Source organism: Halosimplex amylolyticum (assembly GCF_051414035.1).
Lineage (GTDB): Archaea > Halobacteriota > Halobacteria > Halobacteriales > Haloarculaceae > Halosimplex > Halosimplex amylolyticum.
Genome location: NZ_JBLKNW010000003.1, coordinates 333,482 through 355,372 on the forward strand (window position 1 = coordinate 333,482; position 21,891 = coordinate 355,372).

At 69.2% G+C, this 21,891-nt stretch carries 26 protein-coding genes; 14 read left to right on the forward strand and 12 right to left on the reverse strand.

Features of this window, described 5'->3' with window-relative positions:
- Window positions 1–108 precede the first annotated feature (108 nt).
- From ACMGFE_RS16720 to ACMGFE_RS16730, 3 genes are read left to right on the forward strand one after another with little or no spacing between them, the layout of a single operon-like run.
- Window positions 109–261, forward strand: coding sequence for a 50S ribosomal protein L39e (locus ACMGFE_RS16720; RefSeq protein ID WP_274325978.1), 153 nt, complete (start codon window positions 109–111; stop codon window positions 259–261).
- Complete coding sequence (locus ACMGFE_RS16725) at window positions 258–536, forward strand: 50S ribosomal protein L31e (RefSeq protein ID WP_436926366.1); 279 nt, start codon at window positions 258–260, stop codon at window positions 534–536. Before ACMGFE_RS16720 ends, ACMGFE_RS16725 begins: the two co-directional genes overlap by 4 nt.
- A 2-nt stretch (window positions 537–538) precedes the next feature.
- Window positions 539–1,204 (forward strand): translation initiation factor IF-6, encoded by a 666-nt coding sequence (locus ACMGFE_RS16730; protein WP_436926367.1) that lies wholly within the window; start codon window positions 539–541, stop codon window positions 1,202–1,204.
- An 18-nt stretch (window positions 1,205–1,222) separates the two neighbouring features.
- Here ACMGFE_RS16730 and ACMGFE_RS16735 read toward each other — a convergent pair whose 3' ends face one another.
- Window positions 1,223–1,573: a DUF7344 domain-containing protein gene (locus tag ACMGFE_RS16735; RefSeq protein WP_436926368.1), complete on the reverse strand. Its 351-nt coding sequence runs from the start codon at window positions 1,571–1,573 to the stop codon at window positions 1,223–1,225.
- Window positions 1,574–1,750: 177 nt separating this feature from the next.
- On the opposite strand from ACMGFE_RS16735, the gene rpl18a reads away from it, so the two are divergent.
- From rpl18a to ftsY, 3 genes are read left to right on the forward strand one after another with little or no spacing between them, the layout of a single operon-like run.
- Window positions 1,751–1,924, forward strand: a complete 174-nt coding sequence (rpl18a, locus tag ACMGFE_RS16740) for a 50S ribosomal protein L18Ae (RefSeq protein WP_415379912.1) — start codon at window positions 1,751–1,753, stop codon at window positions 1,922–1,924.
- Entirely contained in the window at window positions 1,921–2,385 is a 465-nt protein-coding gene (pfdA, locus tag ACMGFE_RS16745) for a prefoldin subunit alpha (protein ID WP_436926369.1), read from the forward strand. The genes rpl18a and pfdA overlap by 4 nt, the downstream gene beginning before the upstream one ends.
- A 6-nt stretch (window positions 2,386–2,391) precedes the next feature.
- Entirely contained in the window at window positions 2,392–3,642 is a 1,251-nt protein-coding gene (gene ftsY, locus ACMGFE_RS16750) for a signal recognition particle-docking protein FtsY (RefSeq protein ID WP_436926370.1), read from the forward strand.
- Window positions 3,643–3,681: 39 nt separating this feature from the next.
- On the opposite strand, the gene ACMGFE_RS16755 is transcribed toward ftsY, so the two are convergent.
- The 3 genes from ACMGFE_RS16755 to ACMGFE_RS16765 all read right to left on the reverse strand — a co-directional run bounded on the left by ACMGFE_RS16755 (window position 3,682) and on the right by ACMGFE_RS16765 (window position 4,983).
- Window positions 3,682–3,948, reverse strand: coding sequence for a HalOD1 output domain-containing protein (locus tag ACMGFE_RS16755; protein ID WP_436926371.1), 267 nt, complete (start codon window positions 3,946–3,948; stop codon window positions 3,682–3,684).
- 155 nt (window positions 3,949–4,103) lie between these two features.
- Entirely contained in the window at window positions 4,104–4,769 is a 666-nt protein-coding gene (locus ACMGFE_RS16760; RefSeq protein ID WP_436926372.1) for a helix-turn-helix domain-containing protein, read from the reverse strand.
- 46 nt (window positions 4,770–4,815) lie between these two features.
- Window positions 4,816–4,983 carry a DUF8595 family protein gene (locus ACMGFE_RS16765; protein ID WP_436926373.1) on the reverse strand — a complete coding sequence of 56 codons (168 nt, stop codon included), beginning with the start codon at window positions 4,981–4,983 and terminating at the stop codon, window positions 4,816–4,818.
- Window positions 4,984–5,618: 635 nt separating this feature from the next.
- Between ACMGFE_RS16765 and ACMGFE_RS16770 the strand changes: the two genes are divergently transcribed.
- Window positions 5,619–7,382 carry a nitrite/sulfite reductase gene (locus tag ACMGFE_RS16770; protein WP_436926374.1) on the forward strand — a complete coding sequence of 588 codons (1,764 nt, stop codon included), beginning with the start codon at window positions 5,619–5,621 and terminating at the stop codon, window positions 7,380–7,382.
- The gene (locus ACMGFE_RS16775) at window positions 7,372–9,069 is read left to right on the forward strand and encodes a Coenzyme F420 hydrogenase/dehydrogenase, beta subunit C-terminal domain (RefSeq protein WP_436926375.1); all 1,698 of its coding nucleotides are present in this window, start codon (window positions 7,372–7,374) and stop codon (window positions 9,067–9,069) included. Before ACMGFE_RS16770 ends, ACMGFE_RS16775 begins: the two co-directional genes overlap by 11 nt.
- Window positions 9,070–9,108: 39 nt before the next feature.
- Here ACMGFE_RS16775 and ACMGFE_RS16780 read toward each other — a convergent pair whose 3' ends face one another.
- The 4 genes from ACMGFE_RS16780 to ACMGFE_RS16795 form a co-directional block, all read right to left on the reverse strand.
- Window positions 9,109–9,501 carry a type II toxin-antitoxin system VapC family toxin gene (locus ACMGFE_RS16780; protein WP_436926376.1) on the reverse strand — a complete coding sequence of 131 codons (393 nt, stop codon included), beginning with the start codon at window positions 9,499–9,501 and terminating at the stop codon, window positions 9,109–9,111.
- On the reverse strand, window positions 9,498–9,731 hold the full coding sequence (locus ACMGFE_RS16785) for an antitoxin VapB family protein (RefSeq protein WP_436926377.1): 234 nt from the start codon (window positions 9,729–9,731) through the stop codon (window positions 9,498–9,500). Before ACMGFE_RS16785 ends, ACMGFE_RS16780 begins: the two co-directional genes overlap by 4 nt.
- Before the next feature lie 187 nt (window positions 9,732–9,918).
- Window positions 9,919–10,743, reverse strand: a complete 825-nt coding sequence (locus tag ACMGFE_RS16790; protein ID WP_436926378.1) for an arsenite methyltransferase — start codon at window positions 10,741–10,743, stop codon at window positions 9,919–9,921.
- Window positions 10,736–11,110, reverse strand: coding sequence for an ArsR/SmtB family transcription factor (locus ACMGFE_RS16795; RefSeq protein WP_436926379.1), 375 nt, complete (start codon window positions 11,108–11,110; stop codon window positions 10,736–10,738). The genes ACMGFE_RS16790 and ACMGFE_RS16795 overlap by 8 nt, the downstream gene beginning before the upstream one ends.
- A gap of 307 nt (window positions 11,111–11,417) precedes the next feature.
- On the opposite strand from ACMGFE_RS16795, the gene ACMGFE_RS16800 reads away from it, so the two are divergent.
- Entirely contained in the window at window positions 11,418–12,137 is a 720-nt protein-coding gene (locus tag ACMGFE_RS16800) for a class I SAM-dependent DNA methyltransferase (RefSeq protein ID WP_436926380.1), read from the forward strand.
- Between the two features lie 37 nt (window positions 12,138–12,174).
- Here ACMGFE_RS16800 and ACMGFE_RS16805 read toward each other — a convergent pair whose 3' ends face one another.
- From ACMGFE_RS16805 to ACMGFE_RS16820, 4 genes are all read right to left on the reverse strand, one after another.
- Complete coding sequence (locus ACMGFE_RS16805) at window positions 12,175–14,397, reverse strand: pentapeptide repeat-containing protein (protein WP_436926381.1); 2,223 nt, start codon at window positions 14,395–14,397, stop codon at window positions 12,175–12,177.
- Window positions 14,398–14,463: 66 nt separating this feature from the next.
- Window positions 14,464–15,105, reverse strand: coding sequence for a DUF2617 family protein (locus tag ACMGFE_RS16810; protein ID WP_436926382.1), 642 nt, complete (start codon window positions 15,103–15,105; stop codon window positions 14,464–14,466).
- A complete protein-coding gene (locus tag ACMGFE_RS16815; protein WP_436926383.1) occupies window positions 15,102–17,045 on the reverse strand; it encodes a spermidine synthase in 1,944 nt (647 codons plus the stop codon). Before ACMGFE_RS16815 ends, ACMGFE_RS16810 begins: the two co-directional genes overlap by 4 nt.
- A gap of 14 nt (window positions 17,046–17,059) precedes the next feature.
- Window positions 17,060–17,770, reverse strand: a complete 711-nt coding sequence (locus tag ACMGFE_RS16820) for a hypothetical protein (protein WP_436926384.1) — start codon at window positions 17,768–17,770, stop codon at window positions 17,060–17,062.
- A 136-nt stretch (window positions 17,771–17,906) separates the two neighbouring features.
- On the opposite strand from ACMGFE_RS16820, the gene ACMGFE_RS16825 reads away from it, so the two are divergent.
- The 5 genes from ACMGFE_RS16825 (at window position 17,907) to ACMGFE_RS16845 (ending at window position 21,670) form a co-directional block, all read left to right on the forward strand.
- Window positions 17,907–18,902 (forward strand): DUF8108 domain-containing protein, encoded by a 996-nt coding sequence (locus ACMGFE_RS16825; RefSeq protein WP_436926385.1) that lies wholly within the window; start codon window positions 17,907–17,909, stop codon window positions 18,900–18,902.
- 103 nt (window positions 18,903–19,005) lie between these two features.
- Window positions 19,006–19,914 carry an AEC family transporter gene (locus tag ACMGFE_RS16830; protein WP_436926386.1) on the forward strand — a complete coding sequence of 303 codons (909 nt, stop codon included), beginning with the start codon at window positions 19,006–19,008 and terminating at the stop codon, window positions 19,912–19,914.
- 59 nt (window positions 19,915–19,973) lie between these two features.
- A complete protein-coding gene (locus tag ACMGFE_RS16835; protein ID WP_436926387.1) occupies window positions 19,974–20,360 on the forward strand; it encodes a cupin domain-containing protein in 387 nt (128 codons plus the stop codon).
- 46 nt (window positions 20,361–20,406) lie between these two features.
- The gene (locus tag ACMGFE_RS16840) at window positions 20,407–21,057 is read left to right on the forward strand and encodes a bifunctional 4-hydroxy-2-oxoglutarate aldolase/2-dehydro-3-deoxy-phosphogluconate aldolase (protein WP_436926388.1); all 651 of its coding nucleotides are present in this window, start codon (window positions 20,407–20,409) and stop codon (window positions 21,055–21,057) included.
- 76 nt (window positions 21,058–21,133) lie between these two features.
- A complete protein-coding gene (locus tag ACMGFE_RS16845) occupies window positions 21,134–21,670 on the forward strand; it encodes a DUF7573 domain-containing protein (RefSeq protein ID WP_436926389.1) in 537 nt (178 codons plus the stop codon).
- Window positions 21,671–21,891 lie beyond the last annotated feature (221 nt).

Below are 21,891 nucleotides of genomic sequence, written 5' to 3' on the forward strand. Positions count from 1 at the left end.
GCGAACAGACCGACGGGCGAGCGGCGTGGACAGACCGGAACGCGGGCGAAACCGACCCCGGGCGAAAGGAACAGGAATTTAAGCGCCGACGCGGAAGGGGCTGACACTATGGGTAAGAAATCGAAAGCCAAGAAGAAGCGCCTGGGGAAACTCGAGCGCCAGAACACGCGCGTCCCGCCGTGGGTCATGCTCAAGACCGACCGCAACGTCGAACGCAACCCGAAGCGGCGCCACTGGCGCCGTAGCGACACGGACGAATGAGCGCCGGCGACTTCGAGGAGCGGGTCGTCACCGTCCCGCTCCGCGACGCGAAGGCCGCGCCGAAACAGGAGGAGGCCGACAAGGCCATGTCCATCGTCCGCGAGCACCTCGCCAAGCACTTCGCCGTCGACGGGGACGCCATCAGGCTCGACCCCTCGATCAACGAAGCGGTCTGGGCGAACGGTCGGCAGAACCCGCCGCGCAAGCTCCGGGTTCGCGCCGCTCGCTTCGAGGAAGACGGCGAGAGCATCGTCGAAGCAGAGACGGCAGAGTAGACTTGCTCCGCGCGGCATTCTCCGGTTCGGCGTACGTCGGTGTCTTCGCACGGGCGACAGACGACTGTCTGCTCGTCCGACCCGACGTCGATGCGGACCTCCAGGAGGACCTCGGCGAGGAACTCGACGTTCCGGTCGTCCCCACGACCGTCGGCGGGTCCGGGACCGTCGGCGCCCTCGCGGCCGGCAACGGGAACGGCCTCCTGGTGAGCAGCCGCGTTCGCGAGCGCGAGCGCGACCGGATCGCCGAGGCGACCGGCGTCTCCATCGGGGAACTCCCCGGCCGGATCAACGCCGCCGGGAACGTCGTCCTCGCGAACGACAGCGGCGCGTACGTCCACCCGGACCTCTCGGGCGAGGCGGTCCGCGCCGTCGAGGACGCCCTCGACGTGCCCGTCGAACAGGGCGTGCTCGCGGGCTCGCGGACCGTCGGGACGGCGGCCGTCGCCACGAACGCGGGCGTCCTCTGTCACCCGGACGCCACCGACGCGGAACTGGACTTTCTGGAAGACCTGCTGGACGTGCCCGCCGACATCGGCACCGTGAACTACGGCGCCCCGCTGGTCGGGTCCGGACTCGTCGCCAACGACTACGGCTACGTCGTCGGCCAGGACACTACCGGCCCGGAACTGGGCCGCATCGAGTCCGCGCTGGGCTACATCGACTGACCCCCGGACTAAACCGCGTCAGAAGACGTCCTGCGGGAGTCGCGGCGCGTTCTCGGCCAGCACGGTCACCATCGGTTCGACGTCGTCGAAGTTCGGTCCCCTGGCGACGACGTCGCGGTCGCGGTGCCACTCCACGACGTCGGCCTCTGCGAGTTTCGGGAGGTGGACGTGGTGTAGCCGGACCTCCGTGCGGCGCCGTGACTCCGGCTGTCCTCGCCCGTTCGCGATCGGCGGTTCGTCCGACGGCGTCTGTCCGCGCTCCAGTACGGCATCGGGTACCCGTACCGACTCGTTTTCACACAGCAACAGCAACAGTCGCCGTCGGAGGTCGTTCGCCAGCAATCCGAGCAGTTTCGAGGCCCCGATCATATGCACGTGTTCTCGTGGCCCACACATAACTGTTATCTCGCTATCAGTTGCCCGATCGTCCGCACAGGAGCCCTCGACAGGAAACGCCGGTCCGAGGGGGGCGGCGTTCGCGACGCTCGCGGCGGGCGGAGAGTCCGTTGCGGAAGGTACTTCCCGCTCGCTCTCCCAGCGGGACACATGAGTGAATTCACAGTCACCGGGCAGTGGAGCGCCCGCGACGGCTGGCAGCCCTTCGAGAAGGAGATCGAAGCCGAGAACGAGAACGTCGCGCGCGAGCACGTCCTCGCCGAGTTCGGATCGAAACACGGGCTCAAGCGCACGCAGGTCGAGATCGAGGGGGTCGACGCATGAGCCTCGGTGGCGGCGGCGGCGCCCAGCAGCAACTCCAGCAGCTCGCCCAGGAGATAGAGCAGATCGACGAGCAGATCGAGGCTCTCGAGGGCGAGATTAGCGGACTGCAGGAAGAGAAACAGGAGATGAACGAGGCCATCGAGGCCATCGAGGCGCTCGAGTCGGGGTCGACCGTCCAGGTCCCGCTCGGCGGCGACGCGTACGTCCGCGCCGAGGTCCAGGACATCGACGAGGTCATCGTCGAGTTCGGCGCCGGCTACGCAGCCGAGCAGGAGCAGGGCGACGCGATCGACGTCCTCGAATCGAAACAGGACACCCTCGACGACCGCATCGACGACGTCCGCTCGGACATCGCGGAGCTCGAGACCGAGAGCCAGGAGCTCGAACAGCAGGCCCAGCAGATGCAACAGCAGCAGATGCAGCAGATGCAGCAGATGCAACAGCAGCAGGACGACGAGTAAGGCCCGATGTTCGACGGACTGAAAGAGAAACTCGGCCGCTTCAGCGAGGACGTCGAGGAAGACGTCGACGAGGAAGCGGTCGAGGAGGAGCCGGTAGACGCGGACGACGCCGACGCGGCAGACGCCGAGGCCCAAACGGCAGACTCCGCAGCGAGCGACGCGGCCGACTCGGAGGGCGAACCGGACGCGGCCCCGGAGCCCGACGACGCCGCGGCCGACGACGCGGAGGCGGCCGGCGTCGAAGCCGATGAGACGGAGACCTCGGGAGCTGAGCCCGAGGACGCAGAGGCCGAACCCGAAGCCGAACCCGAACCCGAAGCCGACGAGGACGAGGACGAGGACGAATCGGCGTCGGACGACGACGACGGCCGGAGCCTCGGCGAGCGCGCGAAACTCCTCGCGACCGGGAAGACCGTCATCGACGAGGACGACCTGGAGAGCCACCTCGACGACCTGGAACTCGCCTTGCTCCAGAGCGACGTGGAGATGGGGGTCGCCCAGGAGATCCTCGACGGCGTCGAGGAGAACCTCGTCGGCGAGACGCGCCGGCGGCTGTCCTCGACGGGTAACCTCGTCCGCGACGCGCTCCGCGAAGCGCTGTACGACGTGATCAGCGTCGGCCAGTTCGACTTCGACGAGCGGGTCGCCGAGGCAGACAAACCCGTGGTCATCGTCTTCACCGGCGTCAACGGCGTCGGGAAGACGACGACCATCGCGAAGCTCTCGCAGTACTTCGAGGACCGCGGGCTCTCGACGGTGCTCGCCAACGGCGACACCTACCGCGCGGGAGCCAACGAGCAACTGCAGCAACACGCCGACGCCCTCGGCAAGGAGGTCATCTCTCACGAGCAGGGCTCGGACCCGGCGGCCGTCATCTACGACGCCGTCGAGTACGCGGACGCGCACGACGTGGACGTGGTGCTGGGCGACACCGCCGGACGGCTCCACACCTCCGACGGGCTGATGGACCAGCTCTCGAAGATCGACCGCGTGACCGACCCGGACCTGACGCTGTTCGTCGACGAGGCGGTCGCGGGACAGGACGCGGTCAACCGCGCGCGCGAGTTCGACGACGCGGCGGCGATCGACGGCGCGGTGCTGACGAAGGCAGACGCCGACCCGCAGGGCGGCGCCGCTATCTCGATCGCGCACGTCACCGGCAAGCCGATCCTCTTTCTCGGCACCGGGCAGGACTACGACGACCTCGAACGGTTCGACCCCGAGGAGATCGTCGACCGACTCATCGGCGAGGACTGAGTCAGTCCTGTCCGCACGGTTCGCCCGGTCAGCGACAGCTCACCCGGTGACGGTCACCCGACCGTCGCCGGAGACGGTCACGTCGCACCCGGCGTGAGAAAACGAGACGTGCGACAGGCCGCCGGCGGCGACGAGGCGTTCGAGCGCGTCGGGGTCGACCGACCGGTACAGCGGCGGTAGTGCGTCGGGCTCGCGGCCGGTAGCCGTCGCGAGTCTCTCGACGATCGCGACCGAGACCGAGACAGCGTCCGTCTCGCCGGGCGAACCGGCCGAGCCCACGCCGTCGGTCTGCTGTTCACGAACCATACTCACTCCTCCATCGGTGCGACCGTCGCGCCGAGCGCGGTCGCTGCACGAACGATACCACCAGTGGCGCATTGGGCCGGGAGGCCCGTTATCCCTCGGTGGGACGGGTCACGGGTATTAAGTGCCGGGTCGAGCGGAAACGCGATCCAACGGCGTCAGGGACGGCGCCCGTCGCGGTTGTCGTGTTCCAGCGTGTGTGCGACGAGCGCGTCCTGTCCCCGCCGGAGACGCGCCGACGCAGCGTTCCGCGAGATGTCCAGTTCGTCGGCGACGTCCTGTAGCGAACACTCCCGCGGGACCGAGAAGTAGCCGGCCTCGTGGGCGGCGGCCAGCGCCGCGCGCTGCTTCTCGGTCACCTCGTACTTCCCGTACGCCGAGGGGTCGTCGCCGCTGTAGAACCGGTCGAGTTCGACCGCTTCGCGCTCGGCGAGGAATCGGTCGTCGAACGCCGAGACGGCTCCGTGGTCAGAGAACAGCGCGCGGAGGACCCAGGTTCCGTCTTCGCCCTCGGCGCTCAGGACGGTCGCGTTCACGGCGGCGAGCGCCGCGAACAGGTCGGTCCCGTCGTCTCGCCACTCGACCCGATAGAGGCGCTCGTCCTCGTGGCGTTCCACGACGGCGAAGTCCTCCACCGAGGGATCACCGCCGACCGCCGTCTCGAACGCCTCGAAGTCGGCCGTCGCGACCCAGACGTACGGCGTCACCAACTGCTCGCCGTCGGCGACCATGCGTTCGACGGTGACCGTCCCGTCGACCTCGTGGAGCGCGTCCTCGAGCAGAAACGCCGCCGCGGGGACCCTGAACTCGGCGATGACGGTCATAGCGTCGCTTTGGTTCGCCAGAGAATAAAGTTCCGGCCGGCGAACGTCACTCGTCGCGCTCGTCGGAGAGGTGCTCCCACACCTCGGCGCAACCGCACCCGTCCTCGACGTCGTCCAGATGCGAGGTGTCGACCTCGCGCGCTCGCTCCTCCGTTCCCTCGTCCGATTCGACCTGCGCCTCTTCGGCTGCCTGTACGTTTGCCGGGTCGGTCATTTGGTTGTTCAGGTCCAAGGCCCCGCTCAGTATAAAGTCCCACATCGGCGCACCCCTCGCCGTCACTGCCCGAAAGCGACAAATATCTCCGGATCACCGAACCCGCCGACCGCCCAATTCCGGTGGACGGGAGCGTCCTGCCGGAGTTACGGGCCGATTCCGGCAAATGACACCGGATCGGGCGGCGACGGCGGCCACAGCGTAGTTGACCGGACTGTCAGGGACGGTCGGGTCGATAGCCGCGATTCGTCGTTGTGTCATACGTAACGGCAAGACGTGCGGGGTTTCCCGCAGTCGTGGCAGGCCTGTCCGTGACGGAGAGATACAGGGGGCCGCGCGGTGTGAACGTGACACACGCACGCGGTCGTCGCGTGGAGTTTCAGAATACGACTCATGTACGCAACAGAACCACGTCTACGCGGGAAACGGAGGGGATCGGGATGAACACCGAGAGACTCGCGATGCTCGTCTCTCGAGCGCAGCTTCGCCACTGGGGGTGGCTCAGATGAACACCGAGAGACTCGCGATGCTCGTCTCTCGAGCGCAGCTTCGCCACTGGGGGTGGCTCAGATGAACACCGAGAGACTCGCGGTGCTCGTCTCTCGAGCGCAGCTTCGCCACTGGGGGTGGCTCAGATGAACACGGTCGAAGAGCACAAACAGGAGAAACACCCCCTCGACGTGATCGAGGACGTCAAGGAGTACGCCGAGGAGGGACTCTCGTTCGAGGAGATCGAAGCGCGGGCCGGCGGCGGCGAGTGGGAGCGGCTCAAGTGGGCCGGCATGTACTCCCACGGCCGCAAGCCCGGCTACTTCATGATGCGGACGAAGGTGCCGGGCGGCTACCTCACGCCCGAGCAGGCCGAGGTCGTCGGCGAGGTCGCCGAGGACTACGCCGTCGCTCCCGAGGAGTATGGAGGCGAGGACCAGAACCCCATCTGGGGCGACGCGTTCATGGACGTCACGACCCGCCAGGACGTCCAGATGCACTGGATCCGGGTCGAGGACGTGCCGGAGATCTGGGACACCTACGACGCGGTCGACCTCACGACGATCCAGGGCTGCGGCGACGGCGCCCGGAACGTCCTCGGCTGTCCCGCTGCCGGCCTCGACGACCACGAGTGCTTCGACGCCCAACCCGTGATCGACGCCGTCTCCGAGTACTTCACGGGCAACCGCGAGTACGCCAACCTGCCCCGGAAGTTCAAGATGACCATCACCGGCTGCAAGCACGACTGCGGCCAGTCCCAGATCAACGACGTCGGGATGACCCCGGCCCGCAAAGAGGTGAACGGGGAGGAGATCTACGGCTTCCACTGCAAGGTCGGCGGCGGGCTCTCGGACGGCCCGCGGATGGCCACGCAGATGGACGTGTTCGTCCCACCGGGCGACGCCGTGGAGTTCTGCCGCGCCATCGCCCAGACGTTCAAGGAACTGGGCGACCGCAACAACCGCGGGGTCTGCCGGATGCGCTACCTCGTCGAGCAACTGGGCACCGACGAGTTCGAGCAGGCCGTCCGCCGGCGCTGCGAGGTCGACCTGCCCGACGCGGGGGTCGACCTCACCGAAGGCTACACCGGCGACCACGTCGGGGTCCACGACCAGAAAGAGGACGGGCTGAAGTACGTCGGCTTCAACGTCATCGCCGGCCGCATGGGCGGCGACGAATTCGCCGAGGCCGCCCGCGCCGCGAAGAAATACGGCACGGAGGACGCCTCGATCCGCCTCGCGACCGATCAGAACTTCCTCATCACCCACGTCCCCGAGGAGAACGTCGGCGACCTGCTGAACGAACCGTTCGCCCGCAAGTACGAGCCCGACCCCGGGCCGTTCTCGCGAGGCGCCGTCGGCTGTACGGGCTCGGAGTTCTGCAACTACGGCATCATCGAGACCAAGAACCGCGTCTACCGGTGGGCGAAAGCCCTCGACAGGCGCATCGACACGCCCGACGACCTCGACGTCGTCCGGATGCACATGTCGGGCTGCTCGGCTTCGTGCGCCCAGCCGCAGATCGCCGACATCGGTTTCCGCGGCGAGACGGTCACCCTCGACGAGGGCGAGGCGCGGAGCGCCTCGGAACGGTCGAGCGGTGAGGGAACCGAGCCGCGAGACCCCGAGGGAACCACCAACGAAGAGGGGGACAACATCGTCGAGGGGATGGACTTCGGCCTCGGCGGCTCGCTGGGGTCGGACAACGAGTTCCTCGACTGGGTCGAGAACGCCGTCCCCGCCAGCGCCGTCATCCCGGCCATCGAACAGCTGTTCGAGGCCTACGTCGACGAGCGCGAGGAGGGCGAGCGCTTCTACGAGTGGACCCGCCGCGTCGGTAACAACCGCCTGCGGAAGGTCATGCAGCGCGCCGACGCCAACGTCTCCGGAGGTGTCGCCCATGGCGACTGACCGCCCGTGGGAGCGCCCCGAGGACGAGCGGCGACGCGACGCCGAGCGCGACCAGGTCGTGCCGGCGGACGTGGCGCCGGAACTGACGGAAGGCGGGCGGGACCGGGCGGACCGCGACGACGACTTCGAACTGGACGACTCGCGGCTGCTGACGGACGGGGGCGAGCGAGCAGACGGCGGGCGGGACCAGCCCATGCCCGGCGTTCCCGACGTCGGCGGCAGCGACGACGCGGACGACTGCGGCTGCGGGAGTTCCTGTGGTTGCGGCGGCCACGCCGAGGGCGGTCACTCGCACGGCGACGCCACCGGCCGATCGACGGCGGTACCGGACGGCGGAGCCACGCCGGCGAACGTCGACGAGAACGGCAAGCTCCGGGACGTCGAGTTCACCCCGCCCGCGGAGGGCAAGAGCCAGGACGTCTACGAGACGCCGCCGGACCAGCGCGTCCAGCGGCCCGGCGAGGAGGAGCTGGCGCTCGACACGCCCTCGTACGAGATACGGTCGCGGATGAACGACATCGAGACGCCCGATAGCAAGACGTGGTTCATGGAGCTCGACGAGGCGGTCATCGACGACGGCCGCTGCATCCAGTGTGGCACCTGCGTCGCCTCCTGTCCCTCCGACTCCATCGGCATCGGCGACGACGGCCTGCCCGAACTCGTCAAAATGTGCACCGGCTGCTCGCTGTGCTGGGACTTCTGTCCCCGGGGCGGCCTGCGCTACGAGCGCCAGTGGAAGATCACCGGCGGCGACGACAACGTCTCCGGCGCCGGCGACCCCATCACGGAGTTCTCCGCGAAGGTCGACGAGGACTGGCGCGAGAACGCCCAGGACGGCGGCCTCGTCACCGCCGTCCTCTGCAAACTCCTCGAAGCGGACGAGATCGACGGCGCGCTCATCGCCACCGAGAGCGACGACGAGCCCTGGAAGGCCGAGTCGTTCCTCGCCACCACCCCCGAGGAGTGCATCGAGAACGCCGGGAGCTTCTACAACCAGACGATGGCGCTCGGGAATCTGAACCTGAGCCAGTGGGAGCACAAACTCGACGTGCCCGTCGAGGAAGCGTCCCTGGCGCTGGTCGGCACGCCCTGCGAGATCGAGGGCATCCGCGCCCTGCAGGACTTCGAGTGGGACTACGCCAGCCAGGAGGACGGCGTCCGCGCCATCGACTACGCTATCGCCCTGATGTGCACCAAGAATTTCAACTACCAGAAGCTCATGGGCGAGAAACTGGAGGAAGAGCGCGGCATCGACCTCGACGAGGTGGGCAAGATGGACGTGCTCGACGGCCGGATGATGGCCTACGACCACGACGGCGAGTTGATCGTCGACGAGGACGTCGAAGAGTTCCACGACGCTGCGCTCAAAGGCTGTGACGAGTGCGCCGACTTCACCGGCTACTGCGCCGACCTGACCGTCGGCTCGGTCGGCTCAAGCGACGAGTACTCCTCGGTGATCGTCCGGACCGAGCAGGGACTGGACGCCTGGAACCTGACCAAGGACGACCTGGACTACCACGACCTCGAAGACCGATCGGCCATCGGCGGCCTGCAGTCCTGGGACAAGAAGAAGGCCTTCGACTCGCTGAAGCGCCCGTTCGACCCCGACGCGCCGCGGTTCATCGACTACACCGACCACGCCGAGAACTACGGGACCGAGCTGAATCCCCACGACCGCGGGCACTGAGATTGCACTCCCCGTTCGGACTCCAGTTCTGACCGTCGATCAGTACGTCCGCACGTCGAGTCCGGGGACTCGTTCGAAGTGGGCGGCGTTGCGCGTGAGGACTGGTTCTTCCTCGCGGAGCGCGGTCGCGGCGATAACGCAGTCCTCTCTGTCGATGGGCTGTCCAGCGGCGTACAGTTCGCCCGAGATACGGCCGGCGCGGCGCATCACGTCGTGGTCCGCCGAAACGACCGTCTTCGAGTCGAGTACGTCGAGGACCGCTCGTTTCTCGTCGTCCGGACGGTCGGCGCGTTCGACGCCCTCGTAAAGTTCGAGGACGGTGACCGACGAGACTTTCTCGGGCTTCCGGTCGGTCTCGATATCGTCTAAGACGGTGAGCGCGCCGTCTTCACCATCGAGAACGTCGAGAACGAACGAGGTATCCTGAATCATCCGTCGAGGTCGTCTTGAAGTCGAGCGCGACGGTCGCGCGACCGGTCCCGACCCTCCTCGATAGCTGCCTCGATGTCGTCGGTCTCGTCCGCCCAGATACCCGCGACTTCGCTCCACGAACGTTCGCCTGCCAGACGCTTGACCACGTCGCTAAAGCTCTCTCCGTCGCGCTTCTCGGCAGCGAGTCGCTCGTACGCCTCCTCGTCGAGCGAGATCGTCTTGGTCGCCATCAATACACAGTCGTGTGTGTACCAATATAAACACTGGGCCGGTCCGGAGGCCGAATCCGCTCTCGCGAGGGGAAGTCGGTCCGCACGTGACTACCGACGGACACGACGTGGGGTAGGGGTCGGCGTCGGCGGCGAACGCCGCGCCCCGACTCGGCCGTCGCGGTCGTCACGAGAACGGTCGCGGGAGTCAGCGCGCGGCGTCCGGTCTGGTCCCTTCGATCGACGCCGCGAGGACGTAGTCGCTCGGGTCGCGCTCGTCGTCCCACTCGCGGATGAACGCCTCGCTGTCGTCGTCCGGTTCGATCCTGACGTCGACGAACCCGGCGTCGGTCAGCATCGTCTCGAGTTCGGCGACGGTCGAGGCGCCGCCGACGCAGGACGCGACGGAGTCCGGGTCCGTCGCCAGCCCGTCCGGGAGCGGGGCCGTCAGCACGACGTCCGAGATCGCGAGCCGACCGCCCGGACGGAGGACGCGGTAGGCCTCGCGGAACACCTGTGGCTTGTCCGGCGAGAGGTTGACGACGCAGTTCGAGAGGATCACGTCGACCGACTCGTCGGGCACCGGCAGGTGTTCGATCTCCCCGAGACGGAACTCGACGTTCGAGGCGTCGTTCGTCTCGGCGTTCTCCCGGGCCCGTTCGACCATCTCGGGCGTCATGTCGACGCCGACCACCCGGCCGTCGCTGCCGACCTCCCGGGCGGCGAGGAAACAGTCGAACCCGCCGCCGGAGCCCAGGTCGAGGACGTCGTCGCCCCGGTCCAGGCTGGCGATGGCGGTCGGATTCCCACAGCCGAGCCCCAGGTACGCGTCCGGGTCGACGGCCGCCACGTCCTCGTCCGAATAGCCGCGTCTGCGCGCCCCGTCCGTGGCGTCGCCGCAACAGGATGTGTCACAGCACGAGTCTGCGGGCGACTCGGTGGCGATGGCCCCGTACCGGTCGCGGACGGCGGCGCGCCGGTCGCTCGCGTCGAGACCGGCGTCCTCCGCGTCGGTGGCGGCGTCGTCAGTCATCGCGGTCCTCCCTCGTCTCGTCGAGCACGGCGAGCAGTCGGCGAGCGCGGGGGGTCGCCGAGTAGTATCGCCATCGCCCCTCTTTCCGTCGCTCGACCAGTCCGGCGCCGAATAGGCGCGAGAGCGCCTGGCTGACGGCTCCCTGGCTCACGCCGAGCGCCGGTTCGAGTTCGCAGACGCACGCGCCGTCCTCGGTGTCGGCTATCAGTCGGAGCGCCTCGTACCGGGTGTCGTTCCCGAGCGCCGCGAGCGTCTGCACGTCGCTGGCGACGTCCCCCTCGGTCAGGGAGTGCCCGGCCGGCGAACAGCACGTCTCGGCCCCCGCACCGGTCTCGCTGGAGATCGTCTCGCTGTCTGGGTGGCTCATCTTAGTGTTTTCTAATATTAGCTCCAGCTAATATAAGCGTTTCTCGGTCCAGACGTGCGAGCGAGAGTGCGGGAGGAACTCGACGGACCGAACAGCCGGTGTGCGATGCCGGTCCCGTCCCCGTCGCTGTCGGCGAAGCTCCGCGGGTACACCTGGTAGACGACGGCCTCCTCGCGTCAGATTCGGCGGACCCCGTCACAGCGGCCCTCCGCCGGGGCGGGTCCGCGCTCCCGGAGCGCCGGGACCGCGCCGAAGATGGTCGCCGAAACGACTACCGGTCCGTCGGCCGATGCCCGAGGCGACGGTGATGACGGAACGGCTCTATACCGAGTACCCCGACCTGTACGACGCGATCCAGCGCGAGTGGGACTACGACCGGGACGTCGCGTTCGTCGAGCGCGAGGTCGTCGAGGACCGCGCGCACGGCGATAGCGACGCGAACTCACTGGACCTCCTCGAAGTCGGCTGCGGCACGGGCGAGCACACCCGTCGGTTCGTCGACGCGGGCTTCGACGTGACCGCCGTCGACCCCTACGAGGGGATGCTCGACCGCGCCCGCGGGAAGTGCGACGCCGACCTTCGATCCGGCGCGCTCCCCGACCTCGACGTGGACGGCCAGTTCGACGTGATCGTCGCGATCCGCGGCGTGATCAACCACGTTCCACCCGAAGCGCTCCGCCCGTCGATCGACGCGCTCGCGGACCGCCTCGCCGACGGCGGCGCCCTCGTCTTCGACAACTCGCCGCTTCCGCCGGAGGGCAACCGTCCGGGGTTCCACAGCGACGACACGGAACACGGTCGGTACGTTCGCGTGGCGCAGATGCAACCCCGGGACGACGGCCGCCTCGACTGGGTGTCGGTCACGTTCACCGCGGACGGAGACGTGTTCACGAACAGTCGCCCGATGACGCCGTTCGCCGACGAGGAGGTCGCCGACGCGCTCCACGCGGCCGGGTTCGCCGTCGAGACCCGCGACGGCTACGGGCCGGGAGACGACCGGCGGACCGTCTTCGTCGCCCGGAAGTGACCGGCGAGTCAGACCGCCCCCGCGGCGCCGCCCGGCCTCACATCTCCGAGCGCTTGACGAGCGCGTAGACCAAAAGCGCCGAGAGGACGACGCTGAGATACGCCTCGCTGGCGGCGAACACCTCGGCGGCGCGGCCCTCCGGCCCGAGGAAGCCGTAGCCGATGGTCGTGTAGGAGACGTAGCTGAACCGCGCGACGTCGAACAGCGTCGCGAGCCCCTCGGGCGTCAGCGCCTCGCTCGGCGCGACCTGCCCGGCGGCAGTCCTGAACGGCGACCCGCCGAAGGCGTAGAGCGGCACGTACAGCAGCGGCGCGAGCAAGAACGAGAAGCCGATCCGGATGGGGCGCATCCCGTGGCCGCACGTGACCCCGAGGAAGTAGTTCTCGGTGGCGCGGCCGAGGTTCTTCACGCGGGTCCACAGCGGCGCCGACGAGTCCCGGACGACCGAGAGGTTCTCTTTCCGGCTGAACTGCTGGCGCTTGACGCGGAACTCGCCGGCGACCTTCATGTCGCCGACCGCCGCGGCGCTCTGCTTGGCCTTGAGGTAGGTCGTCTCGATCACCTCTGGCGTCATCTCCAGGGCGTAGTCGGGGTCGGCGCCGGGCGGTTCGTGGAACTCGTGGATGGCCCAGGCGTTGCGGTCGAGGTACTGGCGGTGGCCGCTGAAGTCGAACTCGTGACCGTCGAACTCCGTGAACTCCGTCCGGCAGAAGCGGAAGAAATCGAGCAGTCGCCGGTGGTCCTCGTCGGTCGCCGCGACCAGTTCGACGTCGCCGAGGCTGGCGAGCGTGAGGTCGTAGCGCACCCACTTCTCGGCCGGCTGGGCGATGCGACCGCTCTTGATCTTCGCGCGGGTGAAATCGACGAAGGCGTCGTCGGCGACCTGCGTGGCCTCGAAGTCGATGCGGTCGGAGAAGACGGCGCCGCTGAAGTCGATCTCCCCGCCGAAGGAGGTCCCCTCGAAGTTCGCCGACGTGATCTCCGCGTTGTGGAAGTCGGCGTCGTCGCCGAAGTGCGCGCCCTCGAACGACAGGTCGTCTTCCAGGAAGTTGGCGCCGCCGGTGAACTCGGCGCCGCGGAAGACACAGCGGTCCGCGAACTCGGCCGCCGAGAAGTCGGCGTCCTCGTTGAACCGGGACTCGTCGAAGTCGGCCTCGGCCTCGAAGTGCACCGACGGGAAGTCCGCGTCGGCGGTGAACGTCGCCTCCTCGAAGTGGACCTGCCCCGAGAACGTCACCGCCTCGAAGGTGACGTACCGGAACCGAGCGTGCTGGAAGTCGGCCTCGCCGGCGAAGGTCGACCGCGCGAAGGTCGCGTCCTCGTCGAGGGCGCGCTCGCCGCCGGAGAACGTCGCCCCGCGGAAGTCAGCGTCCGCGCGGAACTCGACGTCCGCGAACCCGGTGTCGCCGTCGAATCGCCCCTCGTCGAAGTCCGCGAACCCCTCGAAGACGACCTCGTCGAACTCGGCGTCGCCGTCGAACGCGGCCTCCTGGAAGTCCGACTCGGTGGCGAAGGTGGCTCGTTCGAAGTGGGTGAAGCCGAACGACGCCTGTCGGAAGTCCGCCCCCGCCTCGAAGGCGGCGCCCGTGAAACTCGTGTTGTCGTCGAGCAGGTTCGAGTCGCCGTAGAACTCGGCGGCGCGCGCCTCGACCTCCCCCGCGAACGTCGCCCCGTCGAAGCTCACGTCGTTCGCGAACGTCGCCTCGTCGACGTCGACGCGCCCCTCGAAGGTCGCGCCCTCGAACTCCACGTCGCCGGCGAAGTGGGCCTCGAAGGCCTCGAAGTCGCCCGTCACGGTCGCCCCGTCGCCGAGCAGCGCCTCCTCGACGTGGGACTCGTCGAGCGTCAGGTCGCCGACGGTCGCCCCCTCCAGGTGGACCGGCAGCCGTATCGTCGCGAACGTCGCCGAGAGCGACTCGATCGTCGCGTCGCGCAGGTCGATCGGATGCCTGTCCGTCCCCTCGACGGTCTGGCGGTCGAGGTCGAGCGCCGGCAGGGTGACGCCGCGCAGGTCCTTGTCCGCGGCGTCCCCGCGGCGCGCGACTTCGAGGAACGCCTCGGTGACCTCGTCGTCGTCGATTCCCCGTTCCGCGCGCTCCTCCGGTGAGAGGTGCAACACGGACGCGTCGACGCCGTCCGTCGCCGCCCGATCGGCCCGCATCACCTCGGCCGCGGCGCCCGCGCTCGCCCCGTCAACCTCGTCGGCGCCCGCGTCGCCGCTGCTCGGCTCGTCGGCACCCCCATGCCGCCTGTCTGTCATATCTGCTCACACGGTAACCCCCGAGTAAAAAGGTACTGCTGTGCGCCGGCGGGTCGACGCCGGGGGTCAGTCCGTCGGCTGCCCCGGTCGGTCGGCGCTGCGGTCTGTCGGACCGTCGGCGCCGCTGTCGGCTATTTCGCCGGTGACGACACCGTCGGGGACGGTCTCGAAGACCGTCCGCGTGTACAGCGCGAGGTCGAACTCGGGGTAGGTGTGGTAGGTCTCGTAGCCGTCCGCCAGCACGTCGACCGTCGTGACCGCGTCCGGGCCGAACCGGTAGGCGAGGTCGAACGTCCCCTCGGCCGGGAAGGCCGCCAGCGGTCGCCGCTCGACGACTGTCGTGCAACGCAGTCCGTCGACCGCGTAGTCGATTCGACGGCGGGGCGCCGGTTCGGCAGTCCGCGTCGCGTCCGCGCGTTCGTCGGCCCCGGCGTCGGCGGTTGGCGCCGGCTCCGTCCGGCCGTCGGGCTCGACGTCGGCGGTCGTGGCCCCGTCGAGCCGGAGCGTCGTCGCCCCGTCGCAGCCGACTGGCTCGCACGAGGAGAGTTCGTGGAAGTCGTAGGCGGGCGCGCTGACGTAGTGCGAGCTCCCGATCACGCGGAAGGTGAACTCGGCGCCGAGGAAGCGGCGCGTGAGCGAGTCGAAGACGCGGACGTCGCTGGTCGGCGGGCCGGCACTGTGGACGAAGTGGAGGGTATTTTCGGTCATGGATCGACGATCACGCCGTAGTTGGGGTCGAAGACGCTGTTCGGTTCGACGCCGCGATAGGAGGGCAGAGCCTCCCAGTCCCAGGGCCCGTACCGGTCGGCGACGGCGTCGAGGTAGTCGCTGCGAGCGCGGGTGACGTTCGGCGTCGGCTGCGGGCCGTCCGAGAGGACCCAGAAGCGCTCGCCGGTCTCGAACTCGTCGTCGCCGTCGGGGTCCTCGTACACCGAGTAGGAGAGGTACCGGTCGAAGCCAGCCTCGCGAAGCGTGTTGACGTGCACCGCGCGGTGCTGGGAGTAGTAGTACCGCGAGTACACCCACGTCGCGACGACGCCGCGCTCGCTGAGACGCTGACGCAAGAGGGTGTAGAACTCCGTCGAGTACAGGGCCAGCGAGTCGTCGCTGCGGGCGCCCGGCACGTCGAGCAGGATCAGGTCGTAGCGCTCGTCGGTGTGGCGCAGGTATCGGTAGGCGTCGCCGACCGTCGTGTTCAGGCGGTCGTACTCGTCGGCGTCGTCGTGGTAGCGGGCGAACGTCGACTCGTTTTTCGAGTAGTCGAGGAACTCGCCGTCGATGTCGACCTGGTCGACGCGCACGTCGTAGTCGCGCAGGCGGTCGACGGCGATGTAGTCGCCGCCGCCGACGAGCAACACGTCGAACGACTCGTTGCCGCCGGCCACGGCGCCCGACTCGTTCAGGTACGCCGACATGGGGACGTCGACGAGGCCGCTGTGATACGAGTCGACCCAGCTGTCGCAGAGCTGGATCGCCTGGTCGAGGCGGAGACAGGTCTCCGTGCCGGCGTTGCCCGCCACGTCGCGCTGATAGGTGGTGACCCGCTGGTAGGCCGTCCGCTCGAAGGATTCGACGGTGACATCCGCCTTCCCGGGCTGGTACTCGCTCTCGATTCGGTCGCCCATGTACGCCCCCGTGACCGCCCGGTCCACGGCGCCGGCGTTGGCGACCAGCCCGCCGTAGGTGCCCGTCAGCAGCAGGCCGGCGAGGACGACGCCGCGCCAGCGGGCGAGCGAGAGCGACCGGTCGGCGCCGCGGGAGACCGGTGCGCGGGCCGACCAGCCCGCGAAGACGAGCGCCGCGAGCGCGTTCAGCAGCCCGAGGGCGAGCGCCGTCACGACGAGCCCGTAGCGCGGGTAGAGGACGAGCGCGTAGACGACCGTCCCCGCGAGGCTGCCGAGGTAGTCGACGCCCAGCACCTCCGAGAACGACCGCCCCTCGGCCTCGGAGACGGAGAAGAACGCGCCGAGGACCCGGCGGACGACCGCCCGCGGGTAGGCGCGGCCGAGCGCGGCGAACAGCGTCTCTTCACGGTGCTCGACGAGTTCGTTCAGCAGTGGGATCTCGAACCCCGAGAGGAGCCCGACGAGCAGGATCGGCCCGTGCGCGAGCGCGAGCGTGACCGGCCCTTTCAGGGGGAAGACGACGTCCGGGAACGAGTTCAGGGCGATCACGAACGCTGCGCCGGCCGGGCCCGCGAACGCGAGGTACACCTCGGTCCGCAGGAAGTTCGCGTCGGGGTCGTCGAGGTGCGCCGAGAGGAAGGCGCCGACGCCCATCGAGAAGAGGTACAGACCGATGGTGATCGAGTAGCGGAGGACGGTCCCGCCGTAGAAGACCGTCAGCAGCTCCGAGTAGACGAGTTCGTAGGCGATCGAACAGAACGCGACGACGAACGTCAGCCCGAGTAGCACGCGACGGTCGGTGACGACTGCCGCCGCGGAGCCGTGGGCGGCAGTCGATCCGCCGTCCGTCACGGCCGCCGGCTCCGACCGCGTTCCATCTCCTTCCGCGGGCGATAGCGACGGCTCCGCGTCCGGGTCTCGGGCCGGTGGGCGGTGAGTATCGGGGACGCGGTCGGACGGATCGTCCGGGGCCGTCTCCGGGGGCGTGTCGCCCCCGCGGGCGTCGTCGCTGTCGCGGGCCATCGGCGGTCAGGCGCTCACACTCGGGGTTTGACGTACCAGGCCTTGTCGACCTGCCAGCCGCTGAGCTCGTCGTCGACCTCGAAGTCGACGGACTGCCACCCGAAGTCGGTCGACCCGTCCTTCGAGACGAGTTCGGTCCCGACGCGATACCAGCCCTCGCGCGGGCCGTCCCCGGGCGAGATGGCACCGATGTCGACGGCCTTCTCCGTCCCGTTCTCCGGGTCCTCCCACGTCTCGTCCCAGGAGACCTCGCCCGGGCCCGGGCCCGGCGCGTCGTTCTCGTAGTCGCTGTCGCTGCCCAGGTACGCGACGGCGAGCGTCGCGACGGTGGCGTCGTACATCCGGATCTCGTCGCGGTGGTCGTCGCGCCAGTCGTCGGAGTACGAACCGCCGTGCCAGATCGCCCAGCCGTGGCGCGGGTGTTTCGGCGCCGACGAGTAGCCGCCGGACCCCCGGCCGCCGGCGCCCTTGGCCGCCCTGGCGACCCCGACCGGCGCGAGCGACGCGACCGCACCGCCCGCGTCGAGGTTGCCCTGGTTCTCCTGGCGCGACTCGACTTCCACGTCCGAGAGCAACTGGATCTGTAGCTGCTCGTTCTGGAGGGCCACGTCGTCGAAGACCTCCGACCGCCGCGGCGGCGGCGAGTTGTTCCCACCGAGGCAGCCTGCGAGACCCAGTCCTGCCAGCAATCCCGCACTCCCCTGTACGAAACGTCGACGCTGCATACCGTGTAGCGCGGATCGCCCCCGACAAGTATCTTTATATTATCGTTTCAATCGAGTGGCTCGTTCGGGGCGGTCGCGTTGGGCGACTTTGAAGTACCGGCCCCCGGTAGGGGCGGAGTAACGGAGTTCGTTACGCATGAGCGACACGTGGGACGCGAGGACCGAGGAGTACTCCGGCGACGTGCGACTCGCCGGAAGTCACGCGACGCCGGTCGGCCTCCGCGGCGCCGAGGACGTCTTCGTCGGCCCGGACGCGGTCGCGGGGACCCTCCGGCTGGCCGACGTCGAGTACGTGTTCTCCGACGTCCCGGACGGCGACAGCGACAGCGCGAGCGAGGAAGACGGCGACAGCACGAGCGAGGCGAGCCGCGTGGCGACCGAGGTCACCGGCGACCTGGAAGACGGGTACGTCGAGGACGTCGACGGCGACGTCGTCGTCAGCGGCGTCGAAGACGTGTTCGTGGCCTACGGGGCTACCGACTCGCTCGACCCGGCGGGCGCCGAGCAGGTCTTCCACGACGACGCCGCCGCCCCGACAGGGTCGCCCGACGGCTACGACGTGACGGTGACGGGCTGGAACCACTCGCGCGACGCCGTCGACCCGCGAGACGGCGTCTCGGTCCGCGGCGCGAAAAACGAGGTCACCGTCACAGACGCGAAACACGACCTGACGGTGTACGTCGTCGGCTGGGAGAACGAGGTCCGCATCGAGGGCCGCGGGCTCGACGTCACGGTCTTCTTCGTCGGCCGGGACAACCGCGTCAGCGTCGGTCCGTACGTCTCCGCGACGACCGCGTCCGAGAGCGGCTTCGACAACGCTCTCGACGCCGACCCGCTCCCGCCCGAGGCGGTGATCCAGACCTCGAAGGAGGAGGCCCACAGCGGGACCACGTTCGGCCGCCACCGGATCACCTGGCAGGAGCCCGCGGCCGACAAGGACTGGTGCCCCAACTGCGGCGAGAACGCCGACGCCGTCATCGCCCGCCGACAGACGGACGCCTTCTTCCTGTTCGGGTCGGCGATCCGGACCTACGACAGCGGCGGCGTCTCCTACGAGTGCGAGCGGTGCAGCCGCCACGTCGCCGGCGGGGTCGACCTCTCCGAGCAGGAGCGCAAAGACGCCCTCCGGTGAACGAGACGACGGCGAACGACACCGGGTCGCACCGGCAGCGCAGCTGCCGGCGAGACGCGCTCCGATCCGAACGCTGAAAAGCCCAGATCGGTTCGGACAGGGTATGGAGGTGTTCGTGCGGCTGGGCTACCTGCTCGCGCTACTCGGGGTCGGCGTCGCCGCCCGCCGGACCGGGGTCCTGACCGAGCGGCGGACGGGCTGGCTCAACGACGCCGCGTTCTACGTCGCGCTCCCGGCGCTCGTGTTCTCCTCGACGTACGACCGGGCGCTGGGCGAACTCGTCTCGCCGGCGCTCGTCGGCGGCGTCATCCTCGTGTTCGCGACGGTCATCGGGCTCGCGTGGCTGGTCCACCGCCGCCGCGCCTCGCGGGGACGACGCAGCGTCGCGATGGTCCAGTCGTACCACTCGAACCTCGGCTTCCTCGGCCTGCCGCTGGTCGAGGCGACGCTCGGCGGCGCCGCCAGCGGGACCGCCGCCGTCGTCCTCGGCATCGGCGTGCTCGTCCAGACGCCGCTGACCGTCCTCTCGCTCATCGCGATCAACGACGCCGACGCCGACGCCGCCGCGGAACTGCGCGGCGTCGTCACGAACCCCGTCCTCGTCGCGCTCGCCGCCGGCCTCTCGTTCTCGACCGCGGGACTGGGCGTCCCCGGCGCCGTGGCCACCGGCCTCGGTGGGGTCTCCGAACTCGCCCTGCCCATCGCCCTGCTCTGCGTCGGCGCCTCCCTCCAGGTAGTCGACGCCGACGTGGACTACGGGCTGACGGGCTCGGTCGTCGCGATGAAGATCGGACTGATGCCCGCGCTCGCGTGGGTGATCTTCACGCTGCTTGCCGTCGACGCGACCGCCGCCGCGGCCGTCGTCGTCATGCTCGGGATGCCCTCGGCCGTCTCGACGTACGTCTACGCGACCGAGCTCGGCGGCGACTCGCAACTGGCCTCGCTCAACGTCTTCGCCTCGACGCTCGCTTCCCTCGGGACGGTCGCGCTCATCCTCGAAGTGATGGGATAGGCCGACGCCGTCCGCTGGACTCGCGCGATTTTATCAGCCACGACCACGCACGCACGGGCATGGGCTACCACTACCTCGATCCCAACGACCTCGACGCGACGCCGGACTACCCCTGCGACCGCCGCGGGATCTCCGACGCGGCGGAGCTGGCCGCGCTCCACCTCGCGACCTACGAGATGGCGCCCGGGGAGCAACTGCCGCGGGTCTACCACTACCACGACCAGCGGGAGGAAGCCTTCTACGTGATCTCGGGGACGCTGCACGTCGAAACGCCCGACGAGGAGTACGTCGTCGAAGCCGGCGAGGTGTTCGTCGCCGAGCCCGAGAGTCCCCACCGCGCGTACAACCCCGAGAGCGCAGACGGGAGCGTACGCGTGCTGGGGACGGGCGCACCGAAATCCGACATCGCCCACCCCTACGAGCCCGAGGACGAAGGCGGGGAGTGAGCGACGACTGGATACCCTTTAGGGCCCACCGGTCGCAGGGTGAGCCATGACGAACAAAGACGACGTGCGACGACAGATCGTCGAGAGCGGCGTGACCGCGGTCCTGCGGGGGATCGACGAGGACGACATCGTGCCGGTCGCCGAGGCCATCCACGAGGGCGGCGTCACGGCCCTGGAAGTGACGGCCGACGCCAAGCGCTGCAGCGAGATGATCGCCGACGTCGACCGCGCGATGGAGGGCACCGACGCCGTCGTCGGCGCCGGCACCGTGATGGACGCCGCCGCGGCGCGCAACGTCATCGAGGCCGGCGCCGAGTTCGTCCTCGCACCGAATCTCAACGAGGACGTCATCGACGTCTGCAACCGCGAGGGCGTCGTCGCCATCCCGGGCGTCATGACGCCGACCGAGGCCGCCCAGGCGATGGAGGCCGGCGCGGACATCCTGAAGATGTTCCCCGCCTCCACGGTCGGCCCGGGCCACATCGGCGCGCTCCAGGGCCCGCTGGGCGACGTGCCGATCATGCCCACCGGCGGCGTCTCGACGGACAACGTCGCCGAGTACTTCGAGGCCGGTGCCATCGGCGTCGGTGCCGGGTCGGCGCTGGTCGACTACGACGCCATCGAGCGCCAGGACTGGGACGGCGTCCGCGAGTCCGCCGCCGCGTTCGTCGAGGCCGTCGAGGACGCCCGGTCGTAGCGCCCGCGAGACCGCGGCGCGCTCCCGCCCGACGCGTCCCGTCACCGATAAGAGGACCGAACGACCAGTGAAATCCATGGGAAATCGGTCGCTCGACGACTTTCTGGGCGGCGACGACGAGGAGTCCGACGACGAGCAGGTTGCCGACCCGCCGAGCGGCGCGACCGACGAGTCGAGCACGACAGCGAGTGAAACGGACCCGAGCGACGAGGCCGACGACACGGACACGAGCGACGAAGCAGACGCGAGCGACGAAGCCCCCGACGACAGCGGGGAACCGATCGCTGACGCGGACGACGCGGACGGGGATTCGACTCCCGCGGACGACGCCAGTGCGGACGAGGGCGACGACAGAGACCCAGACGGCGTCGACGACGGCGGTCTGGACGGCGACGGCGACGCTGCGGCGGACGGCGCAGACGAGGACGGAGCGGACGTGGACAGCGTAGACGGTGATGACGGCCCGCCCGTCGCCCCGGACGCCGTCGAGCCGGCCGCGGCGACCTACACCTGGAGCGGCGACGGCGGGGTCTGTGCGGCCTGCGGCGAGACGGTCGACCGGCGGTGGCGACAGGACGACGACCTCGTCTGTCCCGAGTGCAAGGAGTGGTGAGTCCGGGCTGCCGTGAGAAGTATCGCGTGCGAACTGACCACTGGCATTCGCGCGAGCGGAGCGAGCGCGATTCACTGTCAGAGCTCCGCTCTGACAAGCCCCCGTTCGCTGGCGCTCACGAGGACACCGAATCCGAGCGAAGCGAGGATTCAGCCTTTTTCACCCATGTTTTTCGAGGAGTGGTGCCCGCAGCGAGCGGAGCGAGCGAGGACACCCGACGA

Excerpts from the sequence above, each read along its gene's own strand:
- ACMGFE_RS16805 (WP_436926381.1), bottom strand. The coding sequence starts at position 14,397 with ATGACAGACAGGCGGCATGGGGGTGCCGACGAGCCGAGCAGCGGCGAC.
- pfdA (WP_436926369.1), top strand. The coding sequence starts at position 1,921 with ATGAGCCTCGGTGGCGGCGGCGGCGCCCAGCAGCAACTCCAGCAGCTC.
- ACMGFE_RS16820 (WP_436926384.1), bottom strand. The coding sequence starts at position 17,770 with ATGCAGCGTCGACGTTTCGTACAGGGGAGTGCGGGATTGCTGGCAGGA.
- ACMGFE_RS16815 (WP_436926383.1), bottom strand. The coding sequence starts at position 17,045 with ATGGCCCGCGACAGCGACGACGCCCGCGGGGGCGACACGCCCCCGGAG.
- ACMGFE_RS16845 (WP_436926389.1), top strand. The coding sequence starts at position 21,134 with ATGGGAAATCGGTCGCTCGACGACTTTCTGGGCGGCGACGACGAGGAG.
- ACMGFE_RS16775 (WP_436926375.1), top strand. The coding sequence starts at position 7,372 with ATGGCGACTGACCGCCCGTGGGAGCGCCCCGAGGACGAGCGGCGACGC.
- ACMGFE_RS16720 (WP_274325978.1), top strand. The coding sequence starts at position 109 with ATGGGTAAGAAATCGAAAGCCAAGAAGAAGCGCCTGGGGAAACTCGAG.
- ACMGFE_RS16795 (WP_436926379.1), bottom strand. The coding sequence starts at position 11,110 with ATGAGCCACCCAGACAGCGAGACGATCTCCAGCGAGACCGGTGCGGGG.
- ACMGFE_RS16835 (WP_436926387.1), top strand. The coding sequence starts at position 19,974 with ATGGGCTACCACTACCTCGATCCCAACGACCTCGACGCGACGCCGGAC.
- ACMGFE_RS16780 (WP_436926376.1), bottom strand. The coding sequence starts at position 9,501 with ATGATTCAGGATACCTCGTTCGTTCTCGACGTTCTCGATGGTGAAGAC.
- ACMGFE_RS16770 (WP_436926374.1), top strand. The coding sequence starts at position 5,619 with ATGAACACGGTCGAAGAGCACAAACAGGAGAAACACCCCCTCGACGTG.
- ACMGFE_RS16735 (WP_436926368.1), bottom strand. The coding sequence starts at position 1,573 with ATGATCGGGGCCTCGAAACTGCTCGGATTGCTGGCGAACGACCTCCGA.
- ACMGFE_RS16760 (WP_436926372.1), bottom strand. The coding sequence starts at position 4,769 with ATGACCGTCATCGCCGAGTTCAGGGTCCCCGCGGCGGCGTTTCTGCTC.
- rpl18a (WP_415379912.1), top strand. The coding sequence starts at position 1,751 with ATGAGTGAATTCACAGTCACCGGGCAGTGGAGCGCCCGCGACGGCTGG.
- ACMGFE_RS16840 (WP_436926388.1), top strand. The coding sequence starts at position 20,407 with ATGACGAACAAAGACGACGTGCGACGACAGATCGTCGAGAGCGGCGTG.
- ACMGFE_RS16830 (WP_436926386.1), top strand. The coding sequence starts at position 19,006 with ATGGAGGTGTTCGTGCGGCTGGGCTACCTGCTCGCGCTACTCGGGGTC.
- ACMGFE_RS16755 (WP_436926371.1), bottom strand. The coding sequence starts at position 3,948 with ATGGTTCGTGAACAGCAGACCGACGGCGTGGGCTCGGCCGGTTCGCCC.
- ACMGFE_RS16810 (WP_436926382.1), bottom strand. The coding sequence starts at position 15,105 with ATGACCGAAAATACCCTCCACTTCGTCCACAGTGCCGGCCCGCCGACC.
- ACMGFE_RS16765 (WP_436926373.1), bottom strand. The coding sequence starts at position 4,983 with ATGACCGACCCGGCAAACGTACAGGCAGCCGAAGAGGCGCAGGTCGAA.
- ACMGFE_RS16790 (WP_436926378.1), bottom strand. The coding sequence starts at position 10,743 with ATGACTGACGACGCCGCCACCGACGCGGAGGACGCCGGTCTCGACGCG.
- ftsY (WP_436926370.1), top strand. The coding sequence starts at position 2,392 with ATGTTCGACGGACTGAAAGAGAAACTCGGCCGCTTCAGCGAGGACGTC.
- ACMGFE_RS16800 (WP_436926380.1), top strand. The coding sequence starts at position 11,418 with ATGACGGAACGGCTCTATACCGAGTACCCCGACCTGTACGACGCGATC.
- ACMGFE_RS16725 (WP_436926366.1), top strand. The coding sequence starts at position 258 with ATGAGCGCCGGCGACTTCGAGGAGCGGGTCGTCACCGTCCCGCTCCGC.
- ACMGFE_RS16785 (WP_436926377.1), bottom strand. The coding sequence starts at position 9,731 with ATGGCGACCAAGACGATCTCGCTCGACGAGGAGGCGTACGAGCGACTC.
- ACMGFE_RS16825 (WP_436926385.1), top strand. The coding sequence starts at position 17,907 with ATGAGCGACACGTGGGACGCGAGGACCGAGGAGTACTCCGGCGACGTG.